This window comes from Mesorhizobium sp. B2-4-18 (genome assembly GCF_006441385.1).
Lineage (GTDB): Bacteria > Pseudomonadota > Alphaproteobacteria > Rhizobiales > Rhizobiaceae > Mesorhizobium > Mesorhizobium australicum.
Window position 1 is genome coordinate 654677 of sequence record NZ_VFUW01000003.1, and the last position, 24095, is coordinate 678771.

Below are 24095 nucleotides of genomic sequence, written 5' to 3' on the forward strand. Positions count from 1 at the left end.
GGGCGGCGGAGGTGACGTGTGAAACTGGTCGTTGCCTGTTGACCAGCTTCACAAGGCGAAATTCATAGGGCCGAAATTCAAAGGGTCGAAATTCATAGCGCCTTGAGACGGCTGGCGTCGGCCGGTGTGGCACGGCGATCGATGATCGTGCGGCCGAGCTTATCCTTCATGCTGAAGCGGCCGTTCTCGATCTTTTCCGTCAAGCCGTCAGGGTGCTGAACTGTAATCTTGTTGCCGTCCACGTCGACCGTGTCGCCGGTCGTGGCGTTGACATGGCTTGTGCTCTGGTTGCCCTGGCCCTTACCCTTTCCGCTATTCCCGCCGCCGCTGTTACCGCTATTGCCGTTGCCGCTGTTTCCTCCATTGCCGCTGTTGCCGCCACCGCCACCGCTGTTACCGCCACCGCCATTCCCACCGCCACCGCCGTTCCCACCGCCACCGCCGTTGCCACCCTTGTCGGCATGTGCGGTCGCGGCATCGATTCCAGGCACGAAGCCATGGAAGACGATTCCATAGGGAGCGATGGTCAGCGCCAGGACGGCCGCCGATCTGAGAGCCAGACGGCAACAACGGGCCGTGATCGATCCACGCATACTGATCTCCGTCGATTGAGCCGGCGCGCCCACCCCAACGTTGCAGTGCAACAACATCGCCGAAAGACGTGGTGACCGGAAGCGACCTCCGACCGTTGCGTTTGTCCCCCAGGACCTTTGCAGGCGCAAGCTTGGACCAAAGTCCCAGGCGAGGCGTGAAAAATCGGTCTCGTGAGCGAGCGGCAGCGGAGATACCATGTCACGAAAATGTGATCAGCCGACTGTAAGCCGGAAGCTCCAGGCAAAACCCACCAGAGGTTCCCATGACCGAACATCGCTCCCCCGACGCCCGATTCCGCACCAGCCTGCTCGAGGAAAACGAAGGCCCGGCCAACAATCCCAGCGAGAACCGCACCATGGGCGAGATCATCGCTGCGCGGTTCTCGCGCCGTGGCTTCCTCAAGGGTTCGCTTGCCGTTTCGGCGATCGCCGCCACCGTCAGCCCGCTGGCCATGATCGCCGCCGACGATGCCCGCGCCGCGGAAGGCTCAGCGTTCAAATTCGACGAGCTGGAGGCCGGTATCGACGATAAGCACCACGTCGCGCCGGGCTACGACGCCGACGTTTTGCTGCGCTGGGGCGATCCGCTGTTTGCCGATTCGCCGGAATTCGACCCGACGAAGCAGTCGGCGCAAGCCCAGGCCAAGCAGTTCGGCTACAACAACGACTATGTCGGTTACATCCCGCTCGATGGCTCGGCCGAGCATGGCTTGCTGGTGGTCAACCACGAATACACCAACCCGCATCTGATGTTCCCAGGCATCGTCAAGATTGTCGAGAAGGACGGCAAGAAGTCGGCCGAGGTGGCGCCGCTCTCGAAAGAGCAGGTCGATGTCGAGATGGCCGCCCATGGCGGCACCATCGTCGAGATCCGCAAGGATGGCGGCAAATGGCGGGTGATTCGCGACGGCAAGCTCAACCGCCGCATCACCGCAAACACCGAGATGGCGCTGTCGGGCCCGGTTGCCGGCCATGACCGCGTCAAGACCAATGCCGACCCGTCCGGCGTCAAGGTGTTCGGCACCATCAACAATTGCGCCGGCGGGGTCACGCCCTGGGGCACGTATGTGATGTCCGAGGAGAACATCCATGGCTATTTCTCCGGCGAGCTGCCGGAGGGCCACAAGGAGGCCGCCAACTACAAGCGCCTCGGCATTCCGGAAGGCGCCTATGAATGGGGCGCGCACTATGACCGCTTCAACCTGGCCAAGGAGCCGAACGAGCCCAACCGCTTCGGCTGGATCGTCGAGGTCGATGTCAACGACCCGGCCTCGGTGCCGCGCAAGCGCACCGCCATGGGCCGCTTCAAGCATGAGGGCGCCGAATCGATCGTCGCCAAGGATGGCCGCGTCGTCTTCTATCTCGGCGACGACGAGCGCTTCGACTATGTCTACAAGTTCGTCACCAAGGGCATGTTCAACGCCGGCGACCGCGCGGCCAACAAGGATCTGCTCGACGACGGCACGCTGCATGTCGCCAAATTCGCGGAGGACGGCTCGGTCGAATGGATGCCGATCGTGTTCGGCCAGGGGCCGCTGACGGCGGAAAACGGTTTTGCCGGCCAGGCCGACGTGCTGATCGAGACACGCCGCGCCGCCGACCTGCTTGGCGCCACCAAGATGGACCGGCCCGAAGACATCCAGCCCAATGCCAGCAACGGCAAGGTCTATGTCATGCTGACCAACAATTCCAAGCGCAAGGCCGATCAGGTCGACGCCGCCAACCCGCGTGCCGAAAACGCCTTCGGCCACATCATCGAAATCGTCGAGGACGAGGGCGATTTCGCCGCCGCCAAAGGCAAGTGGGAAGTGCTGCTGAAATGCGGCGACCCGTCGGTGGCCGCCGTCGGCGCCACCTTCTCCACCGCGACGACGGCCCATGGCTGGTTCGGCATGCCCGACAATTGCGCGGTCGATTCGGCCGGGCGCCTGTGGGTCGCCACCGATGGCCAGGGCCCGAAGGCCACCGGCCGCACGGACGGCCTGTGGGCGGTGGACACGGAAGGATCGGCGCGGGCGACCTCGAAGCTGTTCTTCCGCGTGCCGATCGGCGCCGAAATGTGCGGCCCGCTGTTTGCGCCGGACGACCAGACCGCCTTTGTCGCCGTCCAGCATCCGGGTGACGGCGGCGAGGATTGGGAAGCGTTCGGCCGGCCCTCCTATTATGAGGACCTGTCGACCCGCTGGCCCGATTTCAGGCCCGACATGCCGGTGCGGCCGGCGGTGGTCGCCATCACCAAACAGGGTGGCGGCAAGATCGCCGTCTGAGGTCGGGCGAGACAAAAATGAGAGGGGCTCCGGCGATCCGGGGCCTCTCTTTTGTGCGATATCATATTCAAGCCTCGGGAAAGATTGGCAATTTACATTTGGCGCCCTAGATCGCGATCAGGAGATCATCGCCATGCCCAAGTCGATCTACGACCGTGGCCTGCTCAAACCTGACGAAGTGGCCACCTTGCAACGTGTCTTCGACGAGGCCTGCCGCCGACGGCAAGCGCATCCCGAATCCGTCGAGGCGCGTGAATTGGCGCTCACCTTGCTGGCCCTCTACAATGCCGGCATGGTCGACGAGGAGATGCTGACCGAGGCTGTCGGTTTCCGGCGGCTGGAGCCGAAATCGGCGTGACGCCGACGGCAAATGTTGTCCTATGCGGTCGCTCAGCGTGTGGCGCCGGAGGGGCGGGATGAGCCGGCGATCCGCGCAGCTATCGCTTTGGCCAATATGCCGGCATTGGCAAAGCAGCCGCGGATGCTCGGCCGCATGCCGGTGAACCACAGGCCGGGCAGTTTCGGATCGGCCTGGCCGCCGTTGAAGAGCGGAACGCCCTTCTCGTCGAGCACGCCGAGATTGCCGACCATCCGCTCCAGCCCAGTGCGGTAGCCCGTCGCCGCAATGACGATGTCGGGAGCGATCAGGCTGCCATTGGCCAGGATGACGCCGTCGCGGGTGAACTCCCGTACCCCGGGCACCACCACGATCCTGCCCGATTTGATGGCATCGACGGCGCCATCGTCGGCGGCGATCGCGGTATAGTCCGAGGTCAGGCGGCTGGCGCCGCCCGCGGGCGCGGGCGGCACGCCGAATTTGGTGAGATCGCCGAACACCAGGCGCTGCGTCACCGCCATCACCGCATCGGCGACGCGCAGCGGCAGGCGCGCCATGAGCGGCGAGAGGCGGTGCACGGCGATCTTGCCGACGCGCTTGGGCAAAAGGGCGGGGCCGTTGCGGGCCGACAGCCAGACAGCGGCGGTATCGACACCGGCCAGATGATTGAGTGCGTCGAAGCCCGAATTGCCGGCGCCGACAACCAGCACCTTCTTGCCCGCATAGGCCTGGGCATCGCCAAAATCCGCCGAGTGGATGATCCGGCCCGCAAACGCCTGCATGCCCGTCCACTGCGGCGTGAAGGGTTCCCGGTCGCGGCCGGTGGCGACAACGACATGGCGCGCCAGGCGCGAGCCGGCGCTGGTGCGCACGACCCAGTGATCGCCCCTGAACGTGATGGACTCGACGGAAACGCCAAACTCCACCGGCAAACGGTTCGCCTCATGGAAATCGTTCATATGGCGGATGACGACGTCCCGGTGCGGAAAGGCAGGGGTGCCCTTGGGATAGGCAAGGCCAGGCAGTGCCGAGAGATCGCGGTGGGTGTTGAGGTGCAGCTGCTCGTGGCGCCGGCGCCAGGGCTCGGCCAGCCGGCTTTCCTTCTCCAGGATCGCCGTCGCCACGCCGGCCTTCATCAAGGCCCTCGCGACGGCCAGCCCGGCGGCGCCGGCGCCAACGACGATCGCCGGCTCGACCGTCACCGCCTGCTCCACCATCGATCTGCTTGTCGTATCAGCCATTCACTCTCGAACCCCATTCGCGCTCGCGGCGGCCCCTGAAGGCTCGCAGGCCGCTGTAACAGTTTGATCGCGCGCAGGACCCGAACGGCAACTCGATGCCGATTTTCGATGGTCCCGCGCCGAGGCGGCTTCGCGTCTGGAGCATTTCCGCCCGGCGGAAACAGCCGGTCGCGGCACCGCGTCAAAACCACGACATGGAGCGCATTACCCGCTTCCGTCCGAATACATCCAGCCCTATATGGCATATCCGCGGCATCGGCGATAATCAGGTCGCGGCAAAGTGATTGATTCGAGGTCCGGGGGCTGGCGGATCTCGTCACGGACGCGGGCATTCGAAACCGGCAACCCGATTTCGGCTACCTTGCGAAAAATCAAGACGCCATGGCGCGTCTTGCGTGTCGTCGGACACGTCGCGCCATGGACGGCACGCGGAATCTCGACCATGCCCTCCTTGCGGATCTATTTCGACAACCTCCTCGAGGGGGCCTCGCCCAAGGTCGAGCGCCGGGCGCTGACGCATGTCGAACGGCTGGCGCTGGTGCGCCGTCATGGCGACTTCTCGCTCGCTTATTCCACCGCCGTGCAAAGCAAGCTTTCCTATTTTGGCGATGCCGACGGTTACATCGCCTTCGGCACCAAGATGAGGCATCATTTCGCGCTCGGCGATCCGGTGGCGGCGCCGGATCGGCGGCCCGATTACATCAGACGCTTCGTCGAGAGCGCTGGCGGCCCGTGGTTCGTGCAGATCGGCGAACAGACCGCCCAGGTCCTTGCCGGCCTTGGCTACAAGATCAACCGGCTGGGCATCGACACGCGCCTCGCTCTGCCCGACCATGATTTTTCCGGCAAGCGCAACGAAACGGTGCGTTATTCCGAGCGCTGGCTGCTGAAGAAGGGCTTTTCGTTCGAGGAGGACAAACGCACGATCCACCTCGACGAGATCTCCCGGCTGTCTCAAAACTGGCGCGGCGACCGTATCGTCAAGCGATGGGAGATGGGTTTCCTCAACCGACCGTTTTACGATCAGCTCGGCACCGATATGCGCCGTTTCGTGCTGCACGGCCCCGATGGCGACCTCGTCGCCTTGCTCGATTTCGATCCGATGTTCGCCGACGGCAAGGTGATCGGCTACACCACGGCCTTCAAGCGCAAGCACATCGATGCCTCGCCGCATGCCGAGATCGGCCTGACCAAATTCGCCGTCGACCGCTTTCGCGAGGAAGGCATTTCGGTGGTGACGCTCGGCCTGTCGCCGCTGCTCGATGTCGGCCCGAGCGGATTTGCCGAAAGCGAGTTCTGGCGCAACGCCTTCCAGCGCGCCTACGACTCGCCCTGGGTCAACCGCCGCAGGTTCAACCTGCAGGGACAGGCGGCATTCAAGCGCCGCTTCCACGGCGCCGAGGAACCGGTCTACATCGCCTTTCGCGAGGGGACCTACATCGAGATGCTGGGGTTGCTGCGGCTGGTCAAGGCCATTTGAGGCCTCTCTCACGACTTTAGGGCCGCGTCAGTTCCTCAGCCGGTAGCCGGTCCGGAAGATCCAGGCGACGATCGCGATGCAGACGGCCAGGAACACCAGCGTCATGCCGAGGCTGACGACGACCGAGACATCGGCCTTGCCGTAGAAACTCCAGCGGAAGCCGCTGATCAGGTAGACCACCGGGTTGAACAGCGTGATCGTCTTCCAGATGCCGGGCAGCATGTGGATCGAATAGAAGCTGCCGCCGAGGAAGGTCAGCGGGGTGATGATCAGCAGTGGCACCAGTTGCAGCTGCTCGAAGCTTTTCGCCCAGATGCCGATGATAAAGCCGAAAAGGCTGAAGGTCACCGCTGTCAGGATCAGGAAGGCGAGCATCCAGAACGGATGTTCGATGTGCAGCGGCACGAACAGCGAGGCGGTGGCCAGGATGATCAGGCCGAGGATGATCGACTTGGTCGCGGCGCCGCCGACATAGGCGATGACGATCTCCAGGTAAGAGACCGGCGCCGACAAAAGCTCGTAGATCGAGCCGACGAATTTCGGGAAATAGATGGCGAATGAGGCGTTGGAGATCGACTGCGTCAACAGCGACAGCATGATCAGTCCCGGCACGATGAAGGCGCCGTAGGCGATGCCGTCGATTTCGGTTATGCGCGAGCCGATGGCCGAGCCGAAGACGACGAAATAGAGCGACGTCGAGATGACTGGCGAGATGATGCTCTGCAGCACGGTGCGGAACGCACGCGCCATCTCGACCCGGTAGATCGCCCAGACCGCGCGAAAATTAGGGGCCGCACGCAGGTTCATGGCTCTTGCCTCAGGAGATTGACGAAGATCTCTTCGAGCGAGCTGTTCTTGGTGTCGAGATCGCGGAACTGGATGCCGGCCGCCTCGAGATCCCTGATCAGCGAGGCGACGCCCGGCCGGTCGCTCTGGTTGTCGTATGTGTAGGTGAGTTGCGTGCCATCCGGCGACAGTTCGAGCGCATAGCGCGAGAGCCCGTCGGGCACGCTGCCGAGCGGCGCGCGCAGCTCCAGCCTCATCTCCTTGCGGCCGAGTTTGCGCATCAGTTCGGCCTTGCCCTCGACCAGGATGATCTCGCCGCGGTTGATGACGCCGACGCGGTCGGCCATGGCCTCGGCTTCCTCGATATAGTGCGTGGTAAGGATGATGGTGACGCCGTCCTCGCGCAGCCGCCGGACCATCGCCCACATGTCCTGGCGCAGTTCGACGTCGACGCCGGCGGTCGGCTCGTCGAGGAACAGGATGCGTGGCTCGTGCGACAGCGCCTTGGCGATCATCAGCCGCCGCTTCATGCCCCCCGACAGCGTGATCGCCTTGGCGTCCTTCTTGTCCCAAAGCGACAGGTCGCGCAGCACCTTCTCGACGAAGGCCGGATTGGCCGGCTTGCCGAACAGGCCGCGGCTGTAATTGACGGTCGCCCAGACGCTCTCGAACGCGTCGATGGTGAGTTCCTGCGGCACCAGCCCGATCAGGCTGCGCGCGGCGCGATAGTCCTTGTTGATGTCATGGCCATCGACGGTCACGGTACCCGAAGAGCGGTTGACGATGCCGCAGACGATCGAGATCAGCGTCGTCTTGCCGGCGCCATTGGGGCCGAGCAGCGCGAAGATCTCGCCGCGCTGGATATCGAGGCTGACTTCCTTGAGCGCGGTGAAGCCGGTGGCGTAGGTCTTGGAGACCCCGGAAATGGACAATATGGAGGGCATGGTTGAAAACGGCTGCCTGAAAGAGGTGACTTGATATAGGCCTGTTGTCGCCCAGTGCAACCGCAAGTCAATGCCCTGCTGCCAGTTCTGGACATCGAAGCGCGGAGCTGGCTGGGAATGCGCCGCGTCCATCCGGTAAAATTGTCCTGTGGCGTTCAGCCTCGCGGCAGGACGCCGCTTTGACCTGACCCTGCTTCGGGCCTATCCTTCGCCGGTATTTTCAGCCGGAGCCCGCCATGGACCCGCTCATACTGTCGCGCATGCAATTCGGCGCGAATATTTCGTTTCATATCCTGTTTCCGACAATCACCATTGCCCTTGGCTGGGTGCTGCTGTTCTTCAAGCTGCGCTACAACGCGACCAATGATTCCGCCTGGATGCGCGCCTATTTCACCTGGGTGAAGGTGTTCGCGCTGTCGTTTGCTATGGGCGTGGTTTCGGGCGTCACCATGAGCTTCCAGTTCGGCACCAACTGGCCGGGCTACATGCAGCATGTCGGCAACATCGCCGGACCGCTGCTCGCCTACGAGATCCTCACCGCTTTCTTCCTCGAGGCGGCCTTTCTCGGCATCATGCTGTTCGGCTTCCGCCGCGTCTCCAACCGCATCCACACGCTGGCGACGGTGCTGGTCGCCGGCGGCACGACGCTGTCGGCGTTCTGGATCATCGCGCTCAATTCCTGGATGCAGACGCCGGCCGGCTTCGAGATGCGCGACGGCGTCGCGCACGCCGTCGACTGGTGGGCCATCGTCTTCAACCCGTCCATGCCTTACCGGCTGGTGCATATGCTGCTCGCCTCGGGGCTTACGGTGTCGTTCCTGATCGCCGGTCTGTCGGCGCTGCGCTACCTCAACGGCGACCGTTCGGAATCGATGTGGAAGGCGCTGCGCACCGGCGTCTTTACCGCTGCGATCCTGATCCCGATCCAGATCCTGGCCGGCGACCAGCATGGGCTCAACACGCTGGAACACCAGCCGCAGAAGATCGCCGCCATGGAGGCCAACTGGAACACCGGTCCCAACGTGCCGCTGGTTTTGTTCGCGCTGCCCGACGAGGCGGCCAGGGAAAACAAGTTCGAGGTCGCGATTCCGGACGGGGCCAGCCTTATCCTGCGGCACTCGACCGACGGTGTAGTGCCGGGGCTGAACGACTATCCCGGCAACCATCCGCCGGTCTTTCCGCTCTTCTGGAGCTTTCGCATCATGGTCGGCACCGGGCTTTTGATGCTCGCCGTCTCCTGGTCGGCCGCCTTCTTCCTCAAGCGCCGGCACGCGCTGCCAAAGCCGCTCGCCATGCTGATGGTGCCGATGGCGTTGTCGGGCTGGCTGGCGACGCTGGCCGGCTGGTACACGACCGAGATCGGCCGCCAGCCCTGGCTGGTGACCGGCGTATTGAAGACCGCCGACGCCGTCGGGCCGGTGGCCGGCAGCCATGTCGCGCTGACGCTCGCCATCTATCTCCTGCTCTACGTGCTTTTGCTGATCGCCTATCTCGGCGTGCTGGTGCACCTGGCGCTAAAGGCGGCCAAGGACGGCGACACCTCGCCGCTGCCGGGTGTTCTCGACGCACCGCTGTCGCAGCCGGCCGCGGGGGAGTGAGCATGTTTTCATTGCAGGCCCGCGCCGCCCCTCACCTGCCTGCCGGCATCCTCTCCCCGTATAGGGACGAGGAGAGGGGCGCCGTCGTCACCGATTTCGCCAATCGTCAGCGTTACAGGAAGGGCGCCGGCATCGCTGCCAGCCCCCTTCTCCCCGTCCCTATACGGGGAGAAGTGCCCGGCAGGGCGATGAGGGGCGGCGCTAGCTTCGCAAACCGAAGTCAGGGCCTGAGGAGAGCAAGATGACCTACGACTGGCCGACCCTGCTCCCCCTCATCTTCGCCGGACTGATGGGCCTTGCCATCCTGATCTACGTCATTCTCGACGGCTTCGACCTCGGCATCGGCATCCTCTTCGCCGCCGCCGAGGACACCGAACAGGACACCATGATCGCGGCGATCGGCCCGTTCTGGGATGCCAACGAAACCTGGCTGGTGCTGGCCGTCGGCCTGCTGCTGGTCGCCTTTCCGCTGGCGCATGGCGTCATCCTGACGGCGCTCTACATTCCGGTCTTCGTCCTGCTGGTCGGCCTGATCCTGCGCGGCGTCGCCTTCGATTTCCGCGCCAAGGTGCCGGCGGGGAAGAAACATCGCTGGAACCGTATTTTCTTCCTGGGCTCGCTCATCGCCTCGCTGGCGCAAGGCTATATGCTGGGCGTCTACGTGCTCGGCCTCGATGTCGGGCCAGGCGGCATGGCTTTTGGCGTGCTGGTGGCGTTCTGCCTGGCGGCGGCCTACGCGGCGATGGGCTCCGCCTGGGTGATCTACAAGACCGAAGGCGCGCTGCAGAAGAAGGCGGTGCTCTGGCTGCGCACCGCGCTGGTGCTGACCGCGCTCGGCATGGCCGCCGTGTCGCTGGCGACGCCGTTCGCCAGCCCGCGCATCTTCGCCAAATGGTTCGTCTGGCCCGAGATGCTCTATCTGTCGCCGCTGCCGATCCTGTCGGCGCTGCTGTTTGCCTGGCTGTGGCGGCAGACCTTCCATCTGCCGAGGCCTGACGATCGCCATTCGCTGACGCCGTTCCTGACGCTGGCCACCATCTTCGCGCTCGGCTTTGCCGGCCTGGCCTGGTCGTTCTATCCCTATGTGGTGCCCGATCGCCTGACCATCTGGCAGGCGGCGTCGGCGCCCGAAAGCCTGGCGATCATCCTGGCCGGCACCGTGGTGGTGCTGCCGGTCATCATCTTCTATTCGTTCTATGCCTACCGCGTGTTCGGCGGCAAGGCGACGGATCTGACGTATGATTGAGGGATCCCGGCAGGACCCCCCGCTGCCCTGCAGGACAGAGGGGGCGCTGGCCCGCCGGCATTTCGAGGCGAGCGCCGCTCAGCTCAGTTGCTCGCCGACAGCACCAGCACCGGCTTTTCGCTGTAAAGCGCCGGGAACAGCGTCTTCAAATTCGCCACCTTGGGCAGGTCGTTGTAGACGATGTAGGGATAGGTCGGGTTCAGCGTCAAAAAGTCCTGGTGGTAGGTCTCGGCCGGATAGAAGGTCTTGCCGGTCTCCAGCGTGGTGACGATCGGCTCGCCGAACACTTTGGCCTTGTCGAGCTGGGCGATGTAGCTCTGCGCGATTTTGTTCTGGGCGTCGTTTTCGGCGAAGATCGTCGAGCGGTACTGGGTGCCCGAATCCGGACCCTGGTAGTTGAGCTGGGTCGGGTTGTGGGCGACCGAGAAATAGACCTGCAGCAGCTGGCCGTAGGTCACCTTGGACGGATCATAGGTGATCTCGACGGACTCTGCGTGGCCGGTGCGGCCAGTGCCGACCGTCTCGTAGACGGCATCGTCCTTGGCGCCGCCGGTATAGCCCGAGACCGCCTTGCTGACGCCCTTGACATGCTGGAACACGCCCTGCACGCCCCAGAAGCAGCCGCCGGCGAAGATCGCCTTCTCTGTGCCGGTGGCCGCCTTTTCGTCGATCGCCGGCGGCGGGATCTTCACCGCATCCTCGGCGGAGATGGCCGGCGTCAGCCAGAAAGCAGCGCCCGCGACGGCAAGGGCGAGTGCGGCGAGCGCCCCCCGGACAAAGCCTGTCGAACGTTTGTTGATAGTGGTCATGGTTGCACTCCTCATGGCTTCCATTTGGGATCAGTCTATTGGATCAGCTACGGTGGCGCGATGCGTGAGTTGCGGCGGAGGCTCACATTCGCGTGCGCCCCCGGACTTTCTGTTTCGACCCCGTTGCCGAAGCAAAACCGCTTCAAGCCTTTCCCGGGGGCTGCTCCAGCAACTGTCCCCGGCTGGACAGGGAGCCCGCCAGGGACAGAAGGCCACGCACCAATCTCAATTGGCGGTGGCATCCGTTGCCGGCTTCATCGCGTCGGTCGCCGGTTTCATCGCATCCGTGGCAGGCTTCATGGCGTCCGTAGCGGGCTTCATGGCGTTGGTGGCCATCGGGTCGGCCGGCTTCATCGCGTCGGTTGCCGGCTTCATCGCGTCGGTTGCCGGCTTCATGGCGTCCGCGGCCGGCGCCATGGCGTTGGCGGCGGGCTTCATCGCATTGGTGGCATCGTCGGCGCGCGCAATGCCGCCGGCAAATAGCGCCGTGGAGCACAAAGCGAGGGCGAGCGCCGGCAGCGTCAGGCGGGAGAAAGTGGTCACGGTCGGTTCCTTGGGTTTACGGGTTGATGGCACGCCCTTTTGGGCGGCCGGGCTCTTGCGCCGCTGCTCATGCGGCGGCGCAAATCTCGGTTTTGGCAAATCTCTGCTCGAACGTGATCTAGTTGGCGGCGGCGGCCAGGATCGGCCCGCCACCGGGCGACTGCACCAGCACGGCGGTGCTGAGGCCGCCCGAGGCCGCCGGCAGATCGAGCGTCTTGGCGTCGCCGCTCCAGCTGCCGAGTTTTGTCAGCGCATGCACGACATTGGCGTGCGGCAAGGTGCGGCCGGTGTTTTCGCCGCGCGCCACCGGCACCTCGACTACACCCTTGGTGTAGCGCACCAGCCAGACATCGGCATGGCCGCCCGGAGCGGCGCCGGCGCCGATCGCGACCTTGCCGCCCTCAAGCGCCAGCGACGGGCCGCCGGTCTTGGCCGTGGCCGCGATCAGATGTTCGATCTCGCCGGGTGCTGCGCCGACGACGTCGGCATGGCCGTTGACCACCACTTGCGGCGTGAACGGCCCGTCATGGCCGAGCGATGGCTCGTAGGATACCTGGCGCTGCGTGAATTCCTGCTTGCCGAACGTGTCCTTCCAGCCGAGGTAATCCCAGTAGGTGACGTTGAACGACAGCGCCAGCACGCCGGGCCGGTCCTTGACCTTGATGAGGTTGGCGTTGGCCGGCGGGCAGGACGAGCAGCCCTGGCTGGTGAACAGCTCGACCACGGTGAGCGGCTGGGCGAGGGCGTTGGCAAGCGATCCGGCGAGCGCCAGCGCGGCGAGGCCGGACAGTGCGAAAAACCTGCTTGGTAGGACTGGCGACATCGGCTTGCTCCGTGGGGCGACGCTACGATGCGCCGCTCATATCCCCACTTCGCCGCCACGGACGGCTTCGTTACAACGCTCACCGGTTTGTGATTGAAGAGCGCTCTGCCCTGCGCGCCTCAGAGATTGGCGAACACGGTCGCCAGCTCCAATCTCACCCACGAGGGGAGATCGGCAGCGTCACTGTGTCAGCGCCGTCTCCGAGGGCCGCTTGTTGTAGTCGCATTTGCCGGTCACGTTGTAGAAGAAGTCGGCGTTGCTGACTGGCGCCGGGACCGAGTTGCCGCCATCTTCCCAAGCCTGGTAGGCTGTCGCGCCGCAAGGCACGACGCTGAAGATGTCGACAGGCTGACCGGTGGCCGTCTCGGTCAGGGTGGTCGCGCTCAAACCGCTATAGAGCCGGTTGGACGTCGTTGGATCGTTTGAGATCAGCTTTTTCGGGTTGCCCGACGGTACGTCCATCTGCAAATAGAGGCCGCCCATCGCGCTGACGTCGATCGCCGCGCCGGCGCTGTTGGCCGGATACATCGTATCGACGCAGTAGTATTTCGTGCCGCTCGCATCGGTCTTGAGGGTCACGCCGCTTGGCGGATTGTTGCCGACGGTGCAGACCTGCTTCTGGACCAGCGTGGTGACGGTCTTGCCGGCTGAATCGGTGGTGAGGACGTTGACATTGGTCGTGCCGTAGCCCTTGGGATCCTTGGTGTTCCCATAGGTATAGTCGATCGTCATCAGCGGCTTGGCCACCGTCGCACCGAATTGCGTGCCGTAAAGCGTCATTGTCTTGTTCCAGTAACCCGAAACCCCGGAGACCTTGAAGGTAGCCGCAACCAGCGCGGGCGGCTTGCTGACCGCAGAGGCGACGGCGATCGGTACGGTGTTGATCCTGGCGATGCTCATGAAAACGGTCGGCATGGCGAAACTCGCCGTGGCCTGCGCCGTGGTGGCGGTGGTGGTGTTGCCGGCCACGAAGTTGGTCAGCGTCGCGGTGCCTTGTCCACCGTTTGCGGCGAAGGAATCCTGCAGCAGCGTCTGGCGCTGCGCCAGCGTCGACGTGATGTCCATGGTCGTGATCGTCAGGATCGCGGCATCCAGCGCCTGCTGCTGGTTGGATTTGGTCTGGACCGCGCTTGTATAGTCGACCGAGAAGCCGATGACCGCGATCAGCGGCATCAGGCTCACCAGGAAGAGCGGCATCATCGACCCGCTGCGGGAGCGGGCAAAGCCGCGCAAAACCCTGAACATTTCAAACCCCCGACAGACATTAGCGAGCGTGCAATTACCACGAGCCGGCGAACCAAGCTCTAATGTGACCGATCAAAGTTTATGCATTCTTTGCCAGTAGGCCGGTTTTTTCGATTTTTTCGCTGATCTCACCGCTTTGTGAGCGGCAAGGCAGCCCTTGGGCGCCAAGCCTTGCCGCCGCTTGCCGCCCCTGCTAAAGCGCGCGGCATGAGCACGCCCCTCGACCACATCCGGAATTTTTCCATCGTCGCCCATATCGACCATGGCAAATCCACGCTTGCCGATCGCCTGATCCAGTCCACCGGCGGGCTGGAGCTGCGCGACATGAAGGAGCAGGTGCTGGACTCGATGGATATCGAGCGCGAGCGCGGCATCACCATCAAGGCGCAGACCGTGCGGCTGAAATACCGCGCCAACAATGGCGAGGACTATATCCTCAACCTCATCGACACGCCCGGCCATGTCGACTTCGCCTATGAAGTGTCGCGCTCGCTCGCCGCCTGCGAGGGTTCGCTGCTGGTGGTCGACGCTTCGCAAGGCGTCGAGGCGCAGACGCTGGCCAATGTCTACCAGGCCATCGACAACAACCACGAGATCGTCGTGGTGCTGAACAAGGTCGACTTGCCGGCCGCCGAGCCCGAGCGCATCCGCGAGCAGGTCGAGGAGGTGATCGGCATCGACGCCTCCAACGCCGTGCTGATCTCGGCCAAGACCGGCCTCGGCATTCCCGACGTGCTGGAAGCCATCGTCCACCAATTGCCGCCGCCGCGCGAGGGCGATGCCACGGCGCCGCTCAAAGCGATGCTGGTCGACAGCTGGTACGACGCCTATCTCGGCGTCATCGTGCTGGTGCGCGTCATCGACGGCGTGCTGAAGAAGGGCCAGACCATCCGCATGATGGGCACCGGCGCCAAGTACCTGGTCGAGCGCACCGGTGTGTTCACGCCCGCCCGCATCAATGTCGACGAGCTCGGCCCCGGCGAGTTCGGCTTCTTCACCGGCTCGATCAAGGAAGTGGCCGACACCCGCGTCGGCGACACCATCACCGAGGACAAGCGCCAGACCGCGCACGCGCTGCCCGGCTTCAAGCCTGCGCAGCCGGTGGTGTTCTGCGGCCTATTCCCGGTCGACGCCGCCGATTTCGAGGATTTGCGCGCCGCCGTCGGCAAACTGCGCCTCAACGACGCCTCCTTCTCCTATGAAATGGAAACCAGTGCAGCGCTCGGCTTCGGCTACCGCTGCGGCTTCCTGGGCCTGCTGCATCTCGAAATCATCCAGGAGCGGCTGGAGCGCGAGTTCAACCTCGACCTCATCGCCACCGCGCCCAGCGTCGTCTACCGGCTGCTCCTCAATGACGGCTCGATGAAGGAACTGCACAACCCGGCCGACATGCCCGACGTCGTGAAGATCTTGGCCATCGAGGAGCCGTGGATCCGCGCCACCATATTGACGCCCGACGACTATCTCGGCGGCATATTGAAACTCTGCCAGGACCGTCGCGGCATCCAGGCCGACCTCTCCTATGTCGGCAAACGCGCCATGCTGACCTACGACCTGCCGCTCAACGAAGTCGTCTTCGACTTCTACGACCGGCTGAAGTCGATCTCGAAAGGCTACGCCTCGTTCGACTATCACCTGACCGACTACCGCGAGGGCGATTTGGTGAAGATGTCGATCCTGGTCAACGAGGAGCCGGTCGACGCGCTGTCGATGCTGGTGCACCGCACGGCGGCGGAAAAGCGCGGCCGCCAGATGGTCGAGAAGCTCAAGGAGCTGATCCCGCACCACCTCTTCAAGATCCCGATCCAGGCCGCGATCGGCGGCAAGGTCATCGCCCGCGAAACCATCTCGGCGCTCCGCAAGGACGTGACCGCCAAGTGCTACGGCGGCGACGTCTCCCGCAAACGCAAGCTCTTGGACAAGCAGAAAGAGGGCAAGAAGCGGATGCGCCAGTTCGGCAAGGTCGACATCCCGCAGGAGGCGTTTATCCAGGCGCTGAAGATGGGGGATTGAGCGGTCCGGCCGAATAGAATGGATACAACACAAGTTGTTCTTCCGGCCGTTTGCGGGACGGCAGCAGCTTGTCGGCAAACCCTAACGCTACGCAGACGCCTCAGCAATCTTTGCCGGGTCAAGGGTGATGCCTACAGCTTGTAGCCTCCCGACCAGTTTTGGGACGGCCTCTCTTACGTGATCCTTGAATGCGATGTAGATAATGCCGGCCACATCTGATGGATGCTCCATGTAGCCCTTCTGAAGGATGGCAACCCGCTCTCTAGTGAGAGACGCAAGCAGCATACCCATTTCTAGAATCACGTTTTGCCTAGCGCGCGGCTTCGCTTGGGCGTCGCCATCAGATTTTGAGTATCCGACGTCATCCGGAGTCAAAAGCACTATGCCGAATGAGCTCGCGGCATTCTTTCCAATCATCTGCTCCAGTTTTTCTATGATGGTAAGTCCACCGCCATCGGTATTTTGTAATACGTATGGTCGAAGTCCAAGTCGGTGTAGAACCAGTTCGAGTTGCTCCCGAGCTTCAGGATCATGTCCGTGCACGACAAAAATTGTCCTATTCGTGTCTGGTTTGACCACGCCCGATCCCAATACGGCCTCAATTGTCCCCATCAGGGCTGTCTTGGGGTCGTTTGGGCCATCAAACCACATAGTACCCTTTGTCGAGGACCAATTTAGACCGGCCCGATCCCGTCCCGTGAACTTCCAGCACTGATTGGGCTTCTCTTCCCAGTTTCCCTCGGCTCCGGCGGACTCTACGGCAGCCACAAGTTCAGCAATAGATCCGTTGAATGTTGGCATCCTAGCTTCAACCCCTCTGGAGCTTGGTGTTTAGCAGTCGTCTCGCCTAGGCATATGATTGATTTTCTCAATACGGTAGAAATGTCTGATTGTATACTTTGGGGATTTGGCAAAGATTGCCTGGTCGACCGATGGTCATCGCATCGTGGCGATGTGATCAGTTGGTTGCAGCTTGCGCAACCGGTCCCACACTGCACGGTATATGGCCCCACTCGCTGGACGGCTCTTAGCGGGGTATTGTCCTGACGCCGGAACATGCAGACGACTTAGAGAGTCAAGAAGAAGCTGCAGGTTGAACAGGGGGAGCCTGGGATCAGTCGGGCTAAAAATTTCGAGACTCAAATCAAGAAAAATGACAACAATGGGAGATCGATTCTCAAGGCACGGGGATTTCTTAGTGCAGATAGATTTCTCCCAGTACTCATACCTCCCATGTTTGCAATGCTCGGAAGCCGACAGATCGCGTATGCGAAACTTAGCGAGGAAGACAAGAACGCTATCCTACCGATCTTCGAATTGAGTCAAGTCAAATACGAGGCAGCACTCGAAGAGTCAGTTACAGCCATTGCGGCGCTTGTTAGCAGCCGGCCTTTTGTAATTGATCTCTCGAAAGACCGAGCGCCTCCTCCCTTTGTCGCTGTGAATAATCCCGACCAAGGGAAGATCGCGAAGCTCCAAAAAGCACAAGACGCCTATAACAAGAGTCTCACCTCGCTTTTGAATGCGAGTGACGGTTTCGCAGAATGGCGAACGCTGGTCGGAAAGTTCCCAAATGCGGTGCCGGTTGTCCAATTCACCGATCCAGAAACGCAAGGAAAAAACATTTTACGGCAGGCGGTGCAGCTTGCTAAGAGTGGCTATGATCATCTGGCAATTCGGATCACGCAAGAGACCAACGAACAGATATTTCCCATTGTCGGGCAAATCCTCGCGATCCTCGATTCGGCAGCACAATTGCTCGTCATCATAGATTGTGGGCAGGGACGTCTGCAAACTTCCGAGCGAGCTGAATTTGCCAAAAAAGCCATAGCGAGGATCATAGAAGAAATCGAACCAAGCCAGGCCCAACATCTATCTGCGGTTTGTCTGAGCGATTCCTACACCACGCCAGGGAATGCCAAGTTGAAATTATATGAGAGCTACTCGTGGCAGCTGTGGCTAGAGGCGCGTGAGAAGTTCCCTTTCCTCTTCGGAGACTATGGTGCCAACCATCGGTTAAAGAAGGCCAACACTTTCATGCCGGGTGAGTGGAAGGCACAGGTAGTCTACCCTCTTGACGAAGCATGGATTGTCTACCGGCATCCTGATGCGCAGGATGCAAACGGTTGGATAGAAGGCTCCAAGGAAATTAAAGGCGATCCTAGCTATGACGGGGCGTGCAATTGTTGGGGGAGCGAACTTATCGATAAAGCGGCGGTGGGCGACATCATCGGCGCTACATTCGCTCGATTTTGGCACGCTGCCAAAATCAATATGCATATACACCGGAGGATTGGGTACTCGTTTGAAGTCATGAGCGGCAGCGATGGACCATAGGCTGGCGGCTCCTTCCGCGGATCAGATCACGAGCGTGATCGCGTATTTCTTGTTCGCAAATGGCCGCTTCGGCTTTTTCAACCATTAGGCTCTTTTTATCTGACGTCGAAATTCGGCACCCCGCTAAACGGCCAAGGTCAGAGATTTCGCCCTTTGATAAAGCGAATAGAAGCGAACGGATATCGACGCTTCTGTTTTGTTTCGGCGTTCTAGCAATTTGGAAACTGGTGCCCTCTCCGTATAGGATTATCCCCCACCACAGGGGAATTTTCATTCGCGCGGAAGCGTGGTGTTTCGCGGTTGTTACTAAGCTGACCTTGTCGAAAAACCGAGAAAAGGCCGGCACCTGCGAGGTCAAGCGGCTGAGCGAGTCGCGGTCGCTTTTGATTTCAAATCCGGCCAACTCACCATTCACAACTGCGACATCTATACGGGCCGATGGCTTTGGCATTTTGAATTCTTCGACAAAGCCTGTCGATCCGTCATCAGGATGTTGCGACCGCAACCATCCTATCAGCGGTATTCGGATATCGGCGTCCCGGGTGAGCGGAGCAATTTTGGTAGACCTGTCCATGATTGATGAGAATCTTACCAACTGGTAAAAAAACCGTCAACTGCAGGACAGGGCGGCCGCACATCTCCTGTTTCCCATTCAAGCATCGGCCGGCGCCTATGCTTTGATCAATCTTTGCGATCACCTCACCTCGAAGTATGATTGATGCGTGAGATCTCACATGCGCACCAGCTCAGACACCACCGCCGCGCGCGGCCGCGCGATCGGCGGCATCTTCGGCCTTGCCAGTACTTTCGTCGCCAGCGCCCCGCTGCGCCAATCCCTGTGGGCGATCGACGGCGTGGCGCTCGTGGTGGCGACGGCCTTGCTCACCATCAAATACCAGCGTCTCGGCAATGATTGCTTGGCGGCCGGCTTCCTGACCTTTCTTGCCGGCGAGAGCCTGCTTCTATCCGGCAATGCGGCGGGGCTCGAGGCCAGCGTGCCTTCCTACGTCGGCGGCATTTCGCTCTGGGCGGCGGGGCTGGTCAGCGTGCCCAACACGTTCGCGCTGTGGGTGCGCCTGACCGCCTTCCTCGCCGCCGCGCTGTTCCTGGCTTCGGTCGGCATGGTGCTGTGGGGCACGCCCTTGCTGCCGACCTCGGCGCCACTGCCGGCGGCAGGCTACCCCTTCCTGGTGCTGACTTTTGTTGGCTGGATCTGGACTTTGCTAAGGGGTTCTCGGCACGCCTAGCGGCTCGGTTTCAGGCGCGGGCGCCGCCCCTCACCTGCCTGCCGGCATCCTCTCCCCATATAGGGACGGGGAGAGGGGCGCTGTCATTGACACTTTCGCCAATCGCCATCGTTGCAAGAAAAGCGCCGGCGTTGCGGCCAGCTACTCTCGCCCCGTTTACGGGGAGTTGAGAAGTGGTCGCGCAGCGGACGAAAAGCCAATTGCTTGGCTTTTCGAACGACGAACGTCCGGCAAGACAGTGAGGGGCGGCGCCGACCTCGGCAATAGTAACGGTCCCCCCGAACCACGGCCGCCGTATTGACATCAGCTCCACACATGCGTCATTGGAGGCGGGCAATTGGGGGACTATCCGTGAAAAAGATCTATGCGAAGCCGACGCTGAGCAAGCGCGAGAGGCTTTCGGCCGTGACGGCTGTCGCGTGTCCAGTGTCGGTCTGCCCGCGCTAGAACGTTCCCGGGAAAGGGCAGGCCTGCTGCCGCCCATCGCTCTCCCGCGACAAATCCCACGGCAGGGTTGGTACGAATTCATACCAAGAAGCCACCTCGGTTGATCGCGCGGCGCGGGGCCGGTACACAAATCGGGCGGCGGACCTTTGTAAGGTCGCTAGTGGCCGGCGCGGGGCTCAGGCAATTGTCTCACCGGCATGCGCGCCGGCCATCTTCCCTGAATGATTTGAGTGTGGGCCAAAGGCGCTCCGCGTCGCCCGGTGGTGACCTTCGCAGGTATCTCCCTCCGCCCGCGACGGGAAAGTCAGCGTCGGCGCTGCCCCTCACCTGCCTGCCGGCAGGACAGTGAGGGCGGTGCTGACCTGCGATAGGCGCACGCTGGACTAGCCGCTATCCCCAACCCCGACCCGATTTTGACTTTGCGGACGCCGTCCCCCACTCCGTCGCTGCTTCGCAGCGCCACCTCTCCCCCCTCCGGAGGGAGAGGAACCAAGACCGGCCAAACCTCAACTTTCAATCCAGACCTTCTCAAAGTGCTGCTCCAGTGCCTGGTGCTGTTCGCAGCCTTCGATGCCCTTGCGGTAGGTTCGGTAGACCGAGCGCCAGTAGGGCTGGATGATGATGCCTGAATCGCGCAAATTCTGCTCGATCTTGACCATGATCTCCTTGCGGGCCTTGGGGTCTGGCATGGCGAGCGCCTTGTCGAGCAGTTCGTCGAACTCCTTCGAGGCGTAGGCGCTCTCGTTCCAGGCGGCGCCCGATTTATACGCCAGCGCCAGCACCTGGACGCCGAGCGGACGGCCGAGCCATTCGGTGCAGGAATAGGGGAACTTGCTCCAGTCGTTCCAGAAGGTGGCGGCCGGCAGCACGGTGCGCTTGATCTTGAGGCCGGCCTCCCGCATCTGCGCGGCGATGGCGTCGCCGGTGCTCTTCTGCCATTCGATATCGACCGAGATCAGGTCGTATTCATGGTCCGCCTTGCCGCTCTCGGCGAGCAGTTTCTTCGCTGCCTCGACATCCCGCTTGGCCGGGCCGATATCGGCATATTCGGGGTGCATCGGGCCGACATGGTGGTTGTCGGCGGGCTTGCCGCGGCCATCGAGGCCGAGCTTCAGCACGGCGGAATTGTCAACCGCGAGCTGGGCGGCGCGGCGCACCTTGACGTCGTCATAGGGCGCGTTGGAGACATTGAAGCGGGCGACGATGGTCGAGCCGGTGGCGATCTCGGAGTTCTTCAGCCCCATCTTGTCGGTCTGCGAGACGGCGTCGGAAGCGGTCTCGTGATCGGTGTCGACCTCGCCGGATTCGAAGGCCGACAGCATGGCGTTAGGGTCGGAGCCGTAGTCGATCCACTGGATGCCATCGAGGTAGAACTCGCCCTTCCACCAGGGCTTGTCCCGGCGCTTGACCTCCGCAGCCGTCTCGGCGTCCCATTTCACCAGCTCGCACGGCCCGGTGGTGATGGCGAGCGCCTTCATCGGGTCGCCGTCGCCCTCATAGGAGCGGTGCATGATCAACGCGGGATAATCGGCCATGCCGGCGATCAGCGAGATGTCCGGCTTCGGCAGGTTGAGCTTGATGGTGTAGTCGTCGACCTTCTCGATGCCGCCATCGACCACCTTCTTGGTGTCGGCATTGACCAGCGCGCCCATGCGCGCGGCGACCGAATTGCCGGCAACGCCGGCTTCGCACCAGCGGGTGAGATTGTGGACGACGTCGTCGGCGTTGAAGGCGTCGCCGTTCGACCAGGTGATGCCCTTGCGCACATGCAGCGTCAGCGTTTTGGCGTCGTCGCTCATTTCCCATTTTTCGAGCAGCCAGGGCTCGAAGGAGAAATCGGTGTTCCAGCGCACCAGATATTCGTTGCAGTGACGCGCGACATTGGACATTTCGACGCCGTCGAAGGTGCGCGGGTCCTTGAATCCCTTGACGTTCATGGCGACGCGCAGCACGCCGCCCTTCTTCGGCTCGGCGGCTCGGGCGGGCGTCGGGGCGATGCCGCCCAGCGCAAAAGCGCCGGCGGCGCTGACGCCGAGCCCGGCCATCAGCGCCAGATATTCGCGGCGGCTGATGCCGCCCGTCCTGAAATCGTCGGCGACAGGTTTGGCGCGCGGGTGAAGTTTGCGGTCGGTCAGCATGAATTTCATCGTCGTTCCCTCTTTTGTTGGTGCATGCCCAAAGTGCCCAGCGGTTTTGGGACGACGGCATGCACGGAAACAGGCTCGCCCCGGCGGACAAGCCGACGCGGCGCGGCTGCGACCGCCGGGGCGCCATTGCCTGAGAGGGAATGATAGGGCTGGGTGACGTGGCGGAATGTTCTGGAATCCGCAGGACTTGTGCGATGCTCCGCAGGGGGTGGACGGATCTGGGCGCTTGGGATGGCTGCCCGTCGCATTGCTTCACCACCTCTTGTCTGCCAGCCATCTTCCCGCAGGGGATCGGTCGGATTGCGAGCAAGAGCGAAGCGTTTGCCTGCGGCTTCGCGTTTCACCAGCGGCTTCCCCCACTCCGTCTCGGCTTCGCCGAGCCACCTCTCCCCCCTCCGGAGGGAGAGGAAGGAACGCGCTCGGCGAGGTCGCGCCTTTCCTCTACCCCGTCGATCGGGGGAGAGGTGTCGAGCGAAGCTCGACGGAGTGGGGGTCGACCCATGGCGCGATTGGTCAATCCACCAGAACAAAAAACCCGGCGCTAGGCCGGGTTTTTTCAAGCGATGCCTGTCAGCCGAGGATCAGCTCACCTGGGTCTTGGAGGACGCGGCCTGGTCTTCGGCGAGCTTCTGCTGGAACATCTGCGCGAAGTCGATCGGGTCCAGCATCAGCGGCGGGAAGCCGCCATTGCGCGTCGCCTCGGCGATGATCTGGCGTGCGAAGGGGAACAGCAGGCGCGGACATTCGATGAACAGGATCGGCAGCATGTGCTCCTGCGGGAAGCCCGAAATGGCGAAGACGCCGCCATAGACAAGTTCGACGTTGAACAGCACTTCCTGGTCGAAGGAGGCCTTGGCGTTCAGCGTCAGATTGACGTCGAACTGCTTGTCGGAGAGCGGGTTGGCGTTGACGTTGACGTTGATGGCGATGCCGGGCGCTTTGTCGCGGCCGCGCAGCGAGTTCGGCGCGCCGGGGCTTTCGAAGGACAGGTCCTTCACATACTGGGCCAGCACGTTGAGCGACGGCTGTGCCGCGTTGCCGTTGCCGTTGGCGCCGACCGGCGCGTCATCATTGCTGGCCATGAGCCAATATCCTTTTCCCCTGGGCAGTCTCGCTCACCGAATTGAATCGGGGCTGACCGAATTGAAATCGGGCGTTCGCTACCATGGCCGGCATGACAAGACAAGGTTTGCCGCCGTGTGGTTCCGAGGCAATCGGCGCGGACGCTTTGTGACGGCAAGATCATCACCGAGGGCAGTGCCGCCCCTCACCTGCCTGCCGGCATCCTCTCCCCGTATAGTGACGGGGAGAGGGGTGCTGTCATCGGCGCTTCGCCAATCGCCAACGTTGCAGGATTGAGCGCCAGCGCCGCCCCAATCAGCCCTTTCTCCCCGTCACTATACGGGGAGAAATGTCCGGCAGGACAATGAGGGGCGGCGCCGGCCTCTCAAAATGGGCCAGAACGCTGCGATCGCCACCTCAATCGTCCTTCAGCCGCCGCCACGGCGAATTGTGGTCCGGGCCGCGCTTGAGGTCGTCCTCGCGCGAATAGTCGCCGTCGTCGAGGTCGATGACCTTGTCGCGCTGCCGGCGGAAGCCGCCGGTGGAGAAATTGCTGGCCACGACGATGCGGCCCTTCAGCCTGCTCCAGGCAAGGTCGCGCACCGGCGGCAGGAACAGCAGCAGGCCGACAATGTCCGTGATGAAACCGGGAATGATCAGCAGGATCGCCGCGACCACGATCATGGCGCCATGGGCGAGCTGGCCGCTGGGGTCGCGGCCGGCGGCCATCTCGGTGCGGATGCGGGTCATGACGCCGAAACCCTGGTGGCGCAGCAAAAGCACGCCGGCGAAGCTCGAGGCCAGCACCAGTCCGACCGTCGCCAGCGCGCCGACCTCACGGCCGACGACGACGAAACCGGCGATTTCCAGCAGCGGAAGCGCGAGGAGAAAGAGGGGAAGCAGCGAAATGCGCAAGTCTTTACCGATCAT

General features: G+C 62.6%; 21 protein-coding genes. 8 read left to right on the forward strand and 13 right to left on the reverse strand.

What is annotated here, in order from left to right; genetic code table 11:
• Positions 1 to 92: 92 nt before the first annotated feature.
• Positions 93 to 593: a hypothetical protein gene (locus tag FJ527_RS29265; RefSeq protein WP_181166318.1), complete on the reverse strand. Its 501-nt coding sequence runs from the start codon at positions 591 to 593 to the stop codon at positions 93 to 95.
• A 263-nt stretch (positions 594 to 856) separates the two neighbouring features.
• Between FJ527_RS29265 and FJ527_RS10420 the strand changes: the two genes are divergently transcribed.
• Together FJ527_RS10420 and FJ527_RS10425 are read left to right on the forward strand one after the other, a co-directional pair.
• On the forward strand, positions 857 to 2860 hold the full coding sequence (locus FJ527_RS10420) for a PhoX family phosphatase (RefSeq protein WP_140823015.1): 2004 nt from the start codon (positions 857 to 859) through the stop codon (positions 2858 to 2860).
• Positions 2861 to 2993: 133 nt separating this feature from the next.
• On the forward strand, positions 2994 to 3218 hold the full coding sequence (locus tag FJ527_RS10425) for a hypothetical protein (RefSeq protein WP_015314754.1): 225 nt from the start codon (positions 2994 to 2996) through the stop codon (positions 3216 to 3218).
• A gap of 32 nt (positions 3219 to 3250) precedes the next feature.
• On the opposite strand, the gene FJ527_RS10430 is transcribed toward FJ527_RS10425, so the two are convergent.
• Complete coding sequence (locus tag FJ527_RS10430) at positions 3251 to 4438, reverse strand: NAD(P)/FAD-dependent oxidoreductase (protein WP_140823017.1); 1188 nt, start codon at positions 4436 to 4438, stop codon at positions 3251 to 3253.
• Positions 4439 to 4880: 442 nt separating this feature from the next.
• On the opposite strand from FJ527_RS10430, the gene FJ527_RS10435 reads away from it, so the two are divergent.
• Complete coding sequence (locus tag FJ527_RS10435; RefSeq protein WP_015314752.1) at positions 4881 to 5918, forward strand: phosphatidylglycerol lysyltransferase domain-containing protein; 1038 nt, start codon at positions 4881 to 4883, stop codon at positions 5916 to 5918.
• Positions 5919 to 5945: 27 nt separating this feature from the next.
• On the opposite strand, the gene FJ527_RS10440 is transcribed toward FJ527_RS10435, so the two are convergent.
• Both FJ527_RS10440 and FJ527_RS10445 read right to left on the reverse strand, forming a co-directional pair.
• Entirely contained in the window at positions 5946 to 6725 is a 780-nt protein-coding gene (locus tag FJ527_RS10440) for an ABC transporter permease (RefSeq protein ID WP_015314751.1), read from the reverse strand.
• A complete protein-coding gene (locus tag FJ527_RS10445; protein ID WP_041163616.1) occupies positions 6722 to 7648 on the reverse strand; it encodes an ABC transporter ATP-binding protein in 927 nt (308 codons plus the stop codon). The genes FJ527_RS10440 and FJ527_RS10445 overlap by 4 nt, the downstream gene beginning before the upstream one ends.
• A gap of 236 nt (positions 7649 to 7884) precedes the next feature.
• Between FJ527_RS10445 and FJ527_RS10450 the strand changes: the two genes are divergently transcribed.
• Both FJ527_RS10450 and FJ527_RS10460 read left to right on the forward strand, forming a co-directional pair.
• Positions 7885 to 9246, forward strand: a complete 1362-nt coding sequence (locus tag FJ527_RS10450) for a cytochrome ubiquinol oxidase subunit I (RefSeq protein WP_140823018.1) — start codon at positions 7885 to 7887, stop codon at positions 9244 to 9246.
• A 241-nt stretch (positions 9247 to 9487) separates the two neighbouring features.
• Positions 9488 to 10492, forward strand: coding sequence for a cytochrome d ubiquinol oxidase subunit II (locus tag FJ527_RS10460; RefSeq protein ID WP_140660324.1), 1005 nt, complete (start codon positions 9488 to 9490; stop codon positions 10490 to 10492).
• 83 nt (positions 10493 to 10575) lie between these two features.
• Here the strand turns inward: FJ527_RS10460 and msrA are convergent, their stop codons facing one another.
• From msrA to FJ527_RS10480, 4 genes are all read right to left on the reverse strand, one after another.
• Positions 10576 to 11301, reverse strand: a complete 726-nt coding sequence (gene msrA / locus FJ527_RS10465; RefSeq protein ID WP_140823022.1) for a peptide-methionine (S)-S-oxide reductase MsrA — start codon at positions 11299 to 11301, stop codon at positions 10576 to 10578.
• Between the two features lie 225 nt (positions 11302 to 11526).
• Complete coding sequence (locus FJ527_RS10470) at positions 11527 to 11844, reverse strand: hypothetical protein (RefSeq protein ID WP_140823024.1); 318 nt, start codon at positions 11842 to 11844, stop codon at positions 11527 to 11529.
• 118 nt (positions 11845 to 11962) lie between these two features.
• Complete coding sequence (locus FJ527_RS10475; RefSeq protein WP_015314744.1) at positions 11963 to 12667, reverse strand: DUF1223 domain-containing protein; 705 nt, start codon at positions 12665 to 12667, stop codon at positions 11963 to 11965.
• A gap of 180 nt (positions 12668 to 12847) precedes the next feature.
• Entirely contained in the window at positions 12848 to 13912 is a 1065-nt protein-coding gene (locus tag FJ527_RS10480) for a TadE/TadG family type IV pilus assembly protein (RefSeq protein WP_015314743.1), read from the reverse strand.
• Positions 13913 to 14119: 207 nt separating this feature from the next.
• Between FJ527_RS10480 and lepA the strand changes: the two genes are divergently transcribed.
• Positions 14120 to 15925 carry a translation elongation factor 4 gene (gene lepA, locus FJ527_RS10485; RefSeq protein WP_140823026.1) on the forward strand — a complete coding sequence of 602 codons (1806 nt, stop codon included), beginning with the start codon at positions 14120 to 14122 and terminating at the stop codon, positions 15923 to 15925.
• Between the two features lie 87 nt (positions 15926 to 16012).
• Here the strand turns inward: lepA and FJ527_RS10490 are convergent, their stop codons facing one another.
• A complete protein-coding gene (locus FJ527_RS10490; RefSeq protein WP_140788809.1) occupies positions 16013 to 16726 on the reverse strand; it encodes a nucleotide-binding protein in 714 nt (237 codons plus the stop codon).
• Positions 16727 to 17158: 432 nt separating this feature from the next.
• Here FJ527_RS10490 and FJ527_RS10495 point away from each other — a divergent pair, with 432 nt between their 5' ends.
• A complete protein-coding gene (locus FJ527_RS10495; protein ID WP_140823029.1) occupies positions 17159 to 18262 on the forward strand; it encodes a hypothetical protein in 1104 nt (367 codons plus the stop codon).
• Here the strand turns inward: FJ527_RS10495 and FJ527_RS10500 are convergent.
• The gene (locus FJ527_RS10500; protein ID WP_140788813.1) at positions 18237 to 18836 is read right to left on the reverse strand and encodes a sce7726 family protein; all 600 of its coding nucleotides are present in this window, start codon (positions 18834 to 18836) and stop codon (positions 18237 to 18239) included. The two genes, FJ527_RS10495 and FJ527_RS10500, sit on opposite strands and share 26 nt — an antisense overlap.
• Positions 18837 to 18996: 160 nt before the next feature.
• Between FJ527_RS10500 and FJ527_RS29270 the strand changes: the two genes are divergently transcribed.
• Positions 18997 to 19509 (forward strand): hypothetical protein, encoded by a 513-nt coding sequence (locus tag FJ527_RS29270; RefSeq protein ID WP_181166319.1) that lies wholly within the window; start codon positions 18997 to 18999, stop codon positions 19507 to 19509.
• 953 nt (positions 19510 to 20462) lie between these two features.
• Here the strand turns inward: FJ527_RS29270 and FJ527_RS10510 are convergent.
• From FJ527_RS10510 to FJ527_RS10525, 3 genes are all read right to left on the reverse strand, one after another.
• Positions 20463 to 22103 (reverse strand): ABC transporter substrate-binding protein, encoded by a 1641-nt coding sequence (locus FJ527_RS10510; RefSeq protein ID WP_140788815.1) that lies wholly within the window; start codon positions 22101 to 22103, stop codon positions 20463 to 20465.
• 581 nt (positions 22104 to 22684) lie between these two features.
• A complete protein-coding gene (gene secB, locus FJ527_RS10515; RefSeq protein ID WP_015314738.1) occupies positions 22685 to 23185 on the reverse strand; it encodes a protein-export chaperone SecB in 501 nt (166 codons plus the stop codon).
• A gap of 397 nt (positions 23186 to 23582) precedes the next feature.
• On the reverse strand, positions 23583 to 24080 hold the full coding sequence (locus tag FJ527_RS10525) for an FxsA family protein (protein WP_140823087.1): 498 nt from the start codon (positions 24078 to 24080) through the stop codon (positions 23583 to 23585).
• Positions 24081 to 24095: the final 15 nt, after the last annotated feature.

Coding starts and splice junctions, on each gene's coding strand:
- FJ527_RS29265 (WP_181166318.1), bottom strand. CDS start 593: ATGCGTGGATCGATCACGGCCCGTTGTTGCCGTCTGGCTCTCAGATCG.
- FJ527_RS10420 (WP_140823015.1), top strand. CDS start 857: ATGACCGAACATCGCTCCCCCGACGCCCGATTCCGCACCAGCCTGCTC.
- FJ527_RS10425 (WP_015314754.1), top strand. CDS start 2,994: ATGCCCAAGTCGATCTACGACCGTGGCCTGCTCAAACCTGACGAAGTG.
- FJ527_RS10430 (WP_140823017.1), bottom strand. CDS start 4,438: ATGGCTGATACGACAAGCAGATCGATGGTGGAGCAGGCGGTGACGGTC.
- FJ527_RS10435 (WP_015314752.1), top strand. CDS start 4,881: ATGCCCTCCTTGCGGATCTATTTCGACAACCTCCTCGAGGGGGCCTCG.
- FJ527_RS10440 (WP_015314751.1), bottom strand. CDS start 6,725: ATGAACCTGCGTGCGGCCCCTAATTTTCGCGCGGTCTGGGCGATCTAC.
- FJ527_RS10445 (WP_041163616.1), bottom strand. CDS start 7,648: ATGCCCTCCATATTGTCCATTTCCGGGGTCTCCAAGACCTACGCCACC.
- FJ527_RS10450 (WP_140823018.1), top strand. CDS start 7,885: ATGGACCCGCTCATACTGTCGCGCATGCAATTCGGCGCGAATATTTCG.
- FJ527_RS10460 (WP_140660324.1), top strand. CDS start 9,488: ATGACCTACGACTGGCCGACCCTGCTCCCCCTCATCTTCGCCGGACTG.
- msrA (WP_140823022.1), bottom strand. CDS start 11,301: ATGACCACTATCAACAAACGTTCGACAGGCTTTGTCCGGGGGGCGCTC.
- FJ527_RS10475 (WP_015314744.1), bottom strand. CDS start 12,667: ATGTCGCCAGTCCTACCAAGCAGGTTTTTCGCACTGTCCGGCCTCGCC.
- FJ527_RS10480 (WP_015314743.1), bottom strand. CDS start 13,912: ATGTTCAGGGTTTTGCGCGGCTTTGCCCGCTCCCGCAGCGGGTCGATG.
- lepA (WP_140823026.1), top strand. CDS start 14,120: ATGAGCACGCCCCTCGACCACATCCGGAATTTTTCCATCGTCGCCCAT.
- FJ527_RS10490 (WP_140788809.1), bottom strand. CDS start 16,726: ATGCCAACATTCAACGGATCTATTGCTGAACTTGTGGCTGCCGTAGAG.
- FJ527_RS10495 (WP_140823029.1), top strand. CDS start 17,159: ATGTTTGCAATGCTCGGAAGCCGACAGATCGCGTATGCGAAACTTAGC.
- FJ527_RS10500 (WP_140788813.1), bottom strand. CDS start 18,836: ATGGACAGGTCTACCAAAATTGCTCCGCTCACCCGGGACGCCGATATC.
- FJ527_RS29270 (WP_181166319.1), top strand. CDS start 18,997: ATGCGCACCAGCTCAGACACCACCGCCGCGCGCGGCCGCGCGATCGGC.
- FJ527_RS10510 (WP_140788815.1), bottom strand. CDS start 22,103: ATGAAATTCATGCTGACCGACCGCAAACTTCACCCGCGCGCCAAACCT.
- secB (WP_015314738.1), bottom strand. CDS start 23,185: ATGGCCAGCAATGATGACGCGCCGGTCGGCGCCAACGGCAACGGCAAC.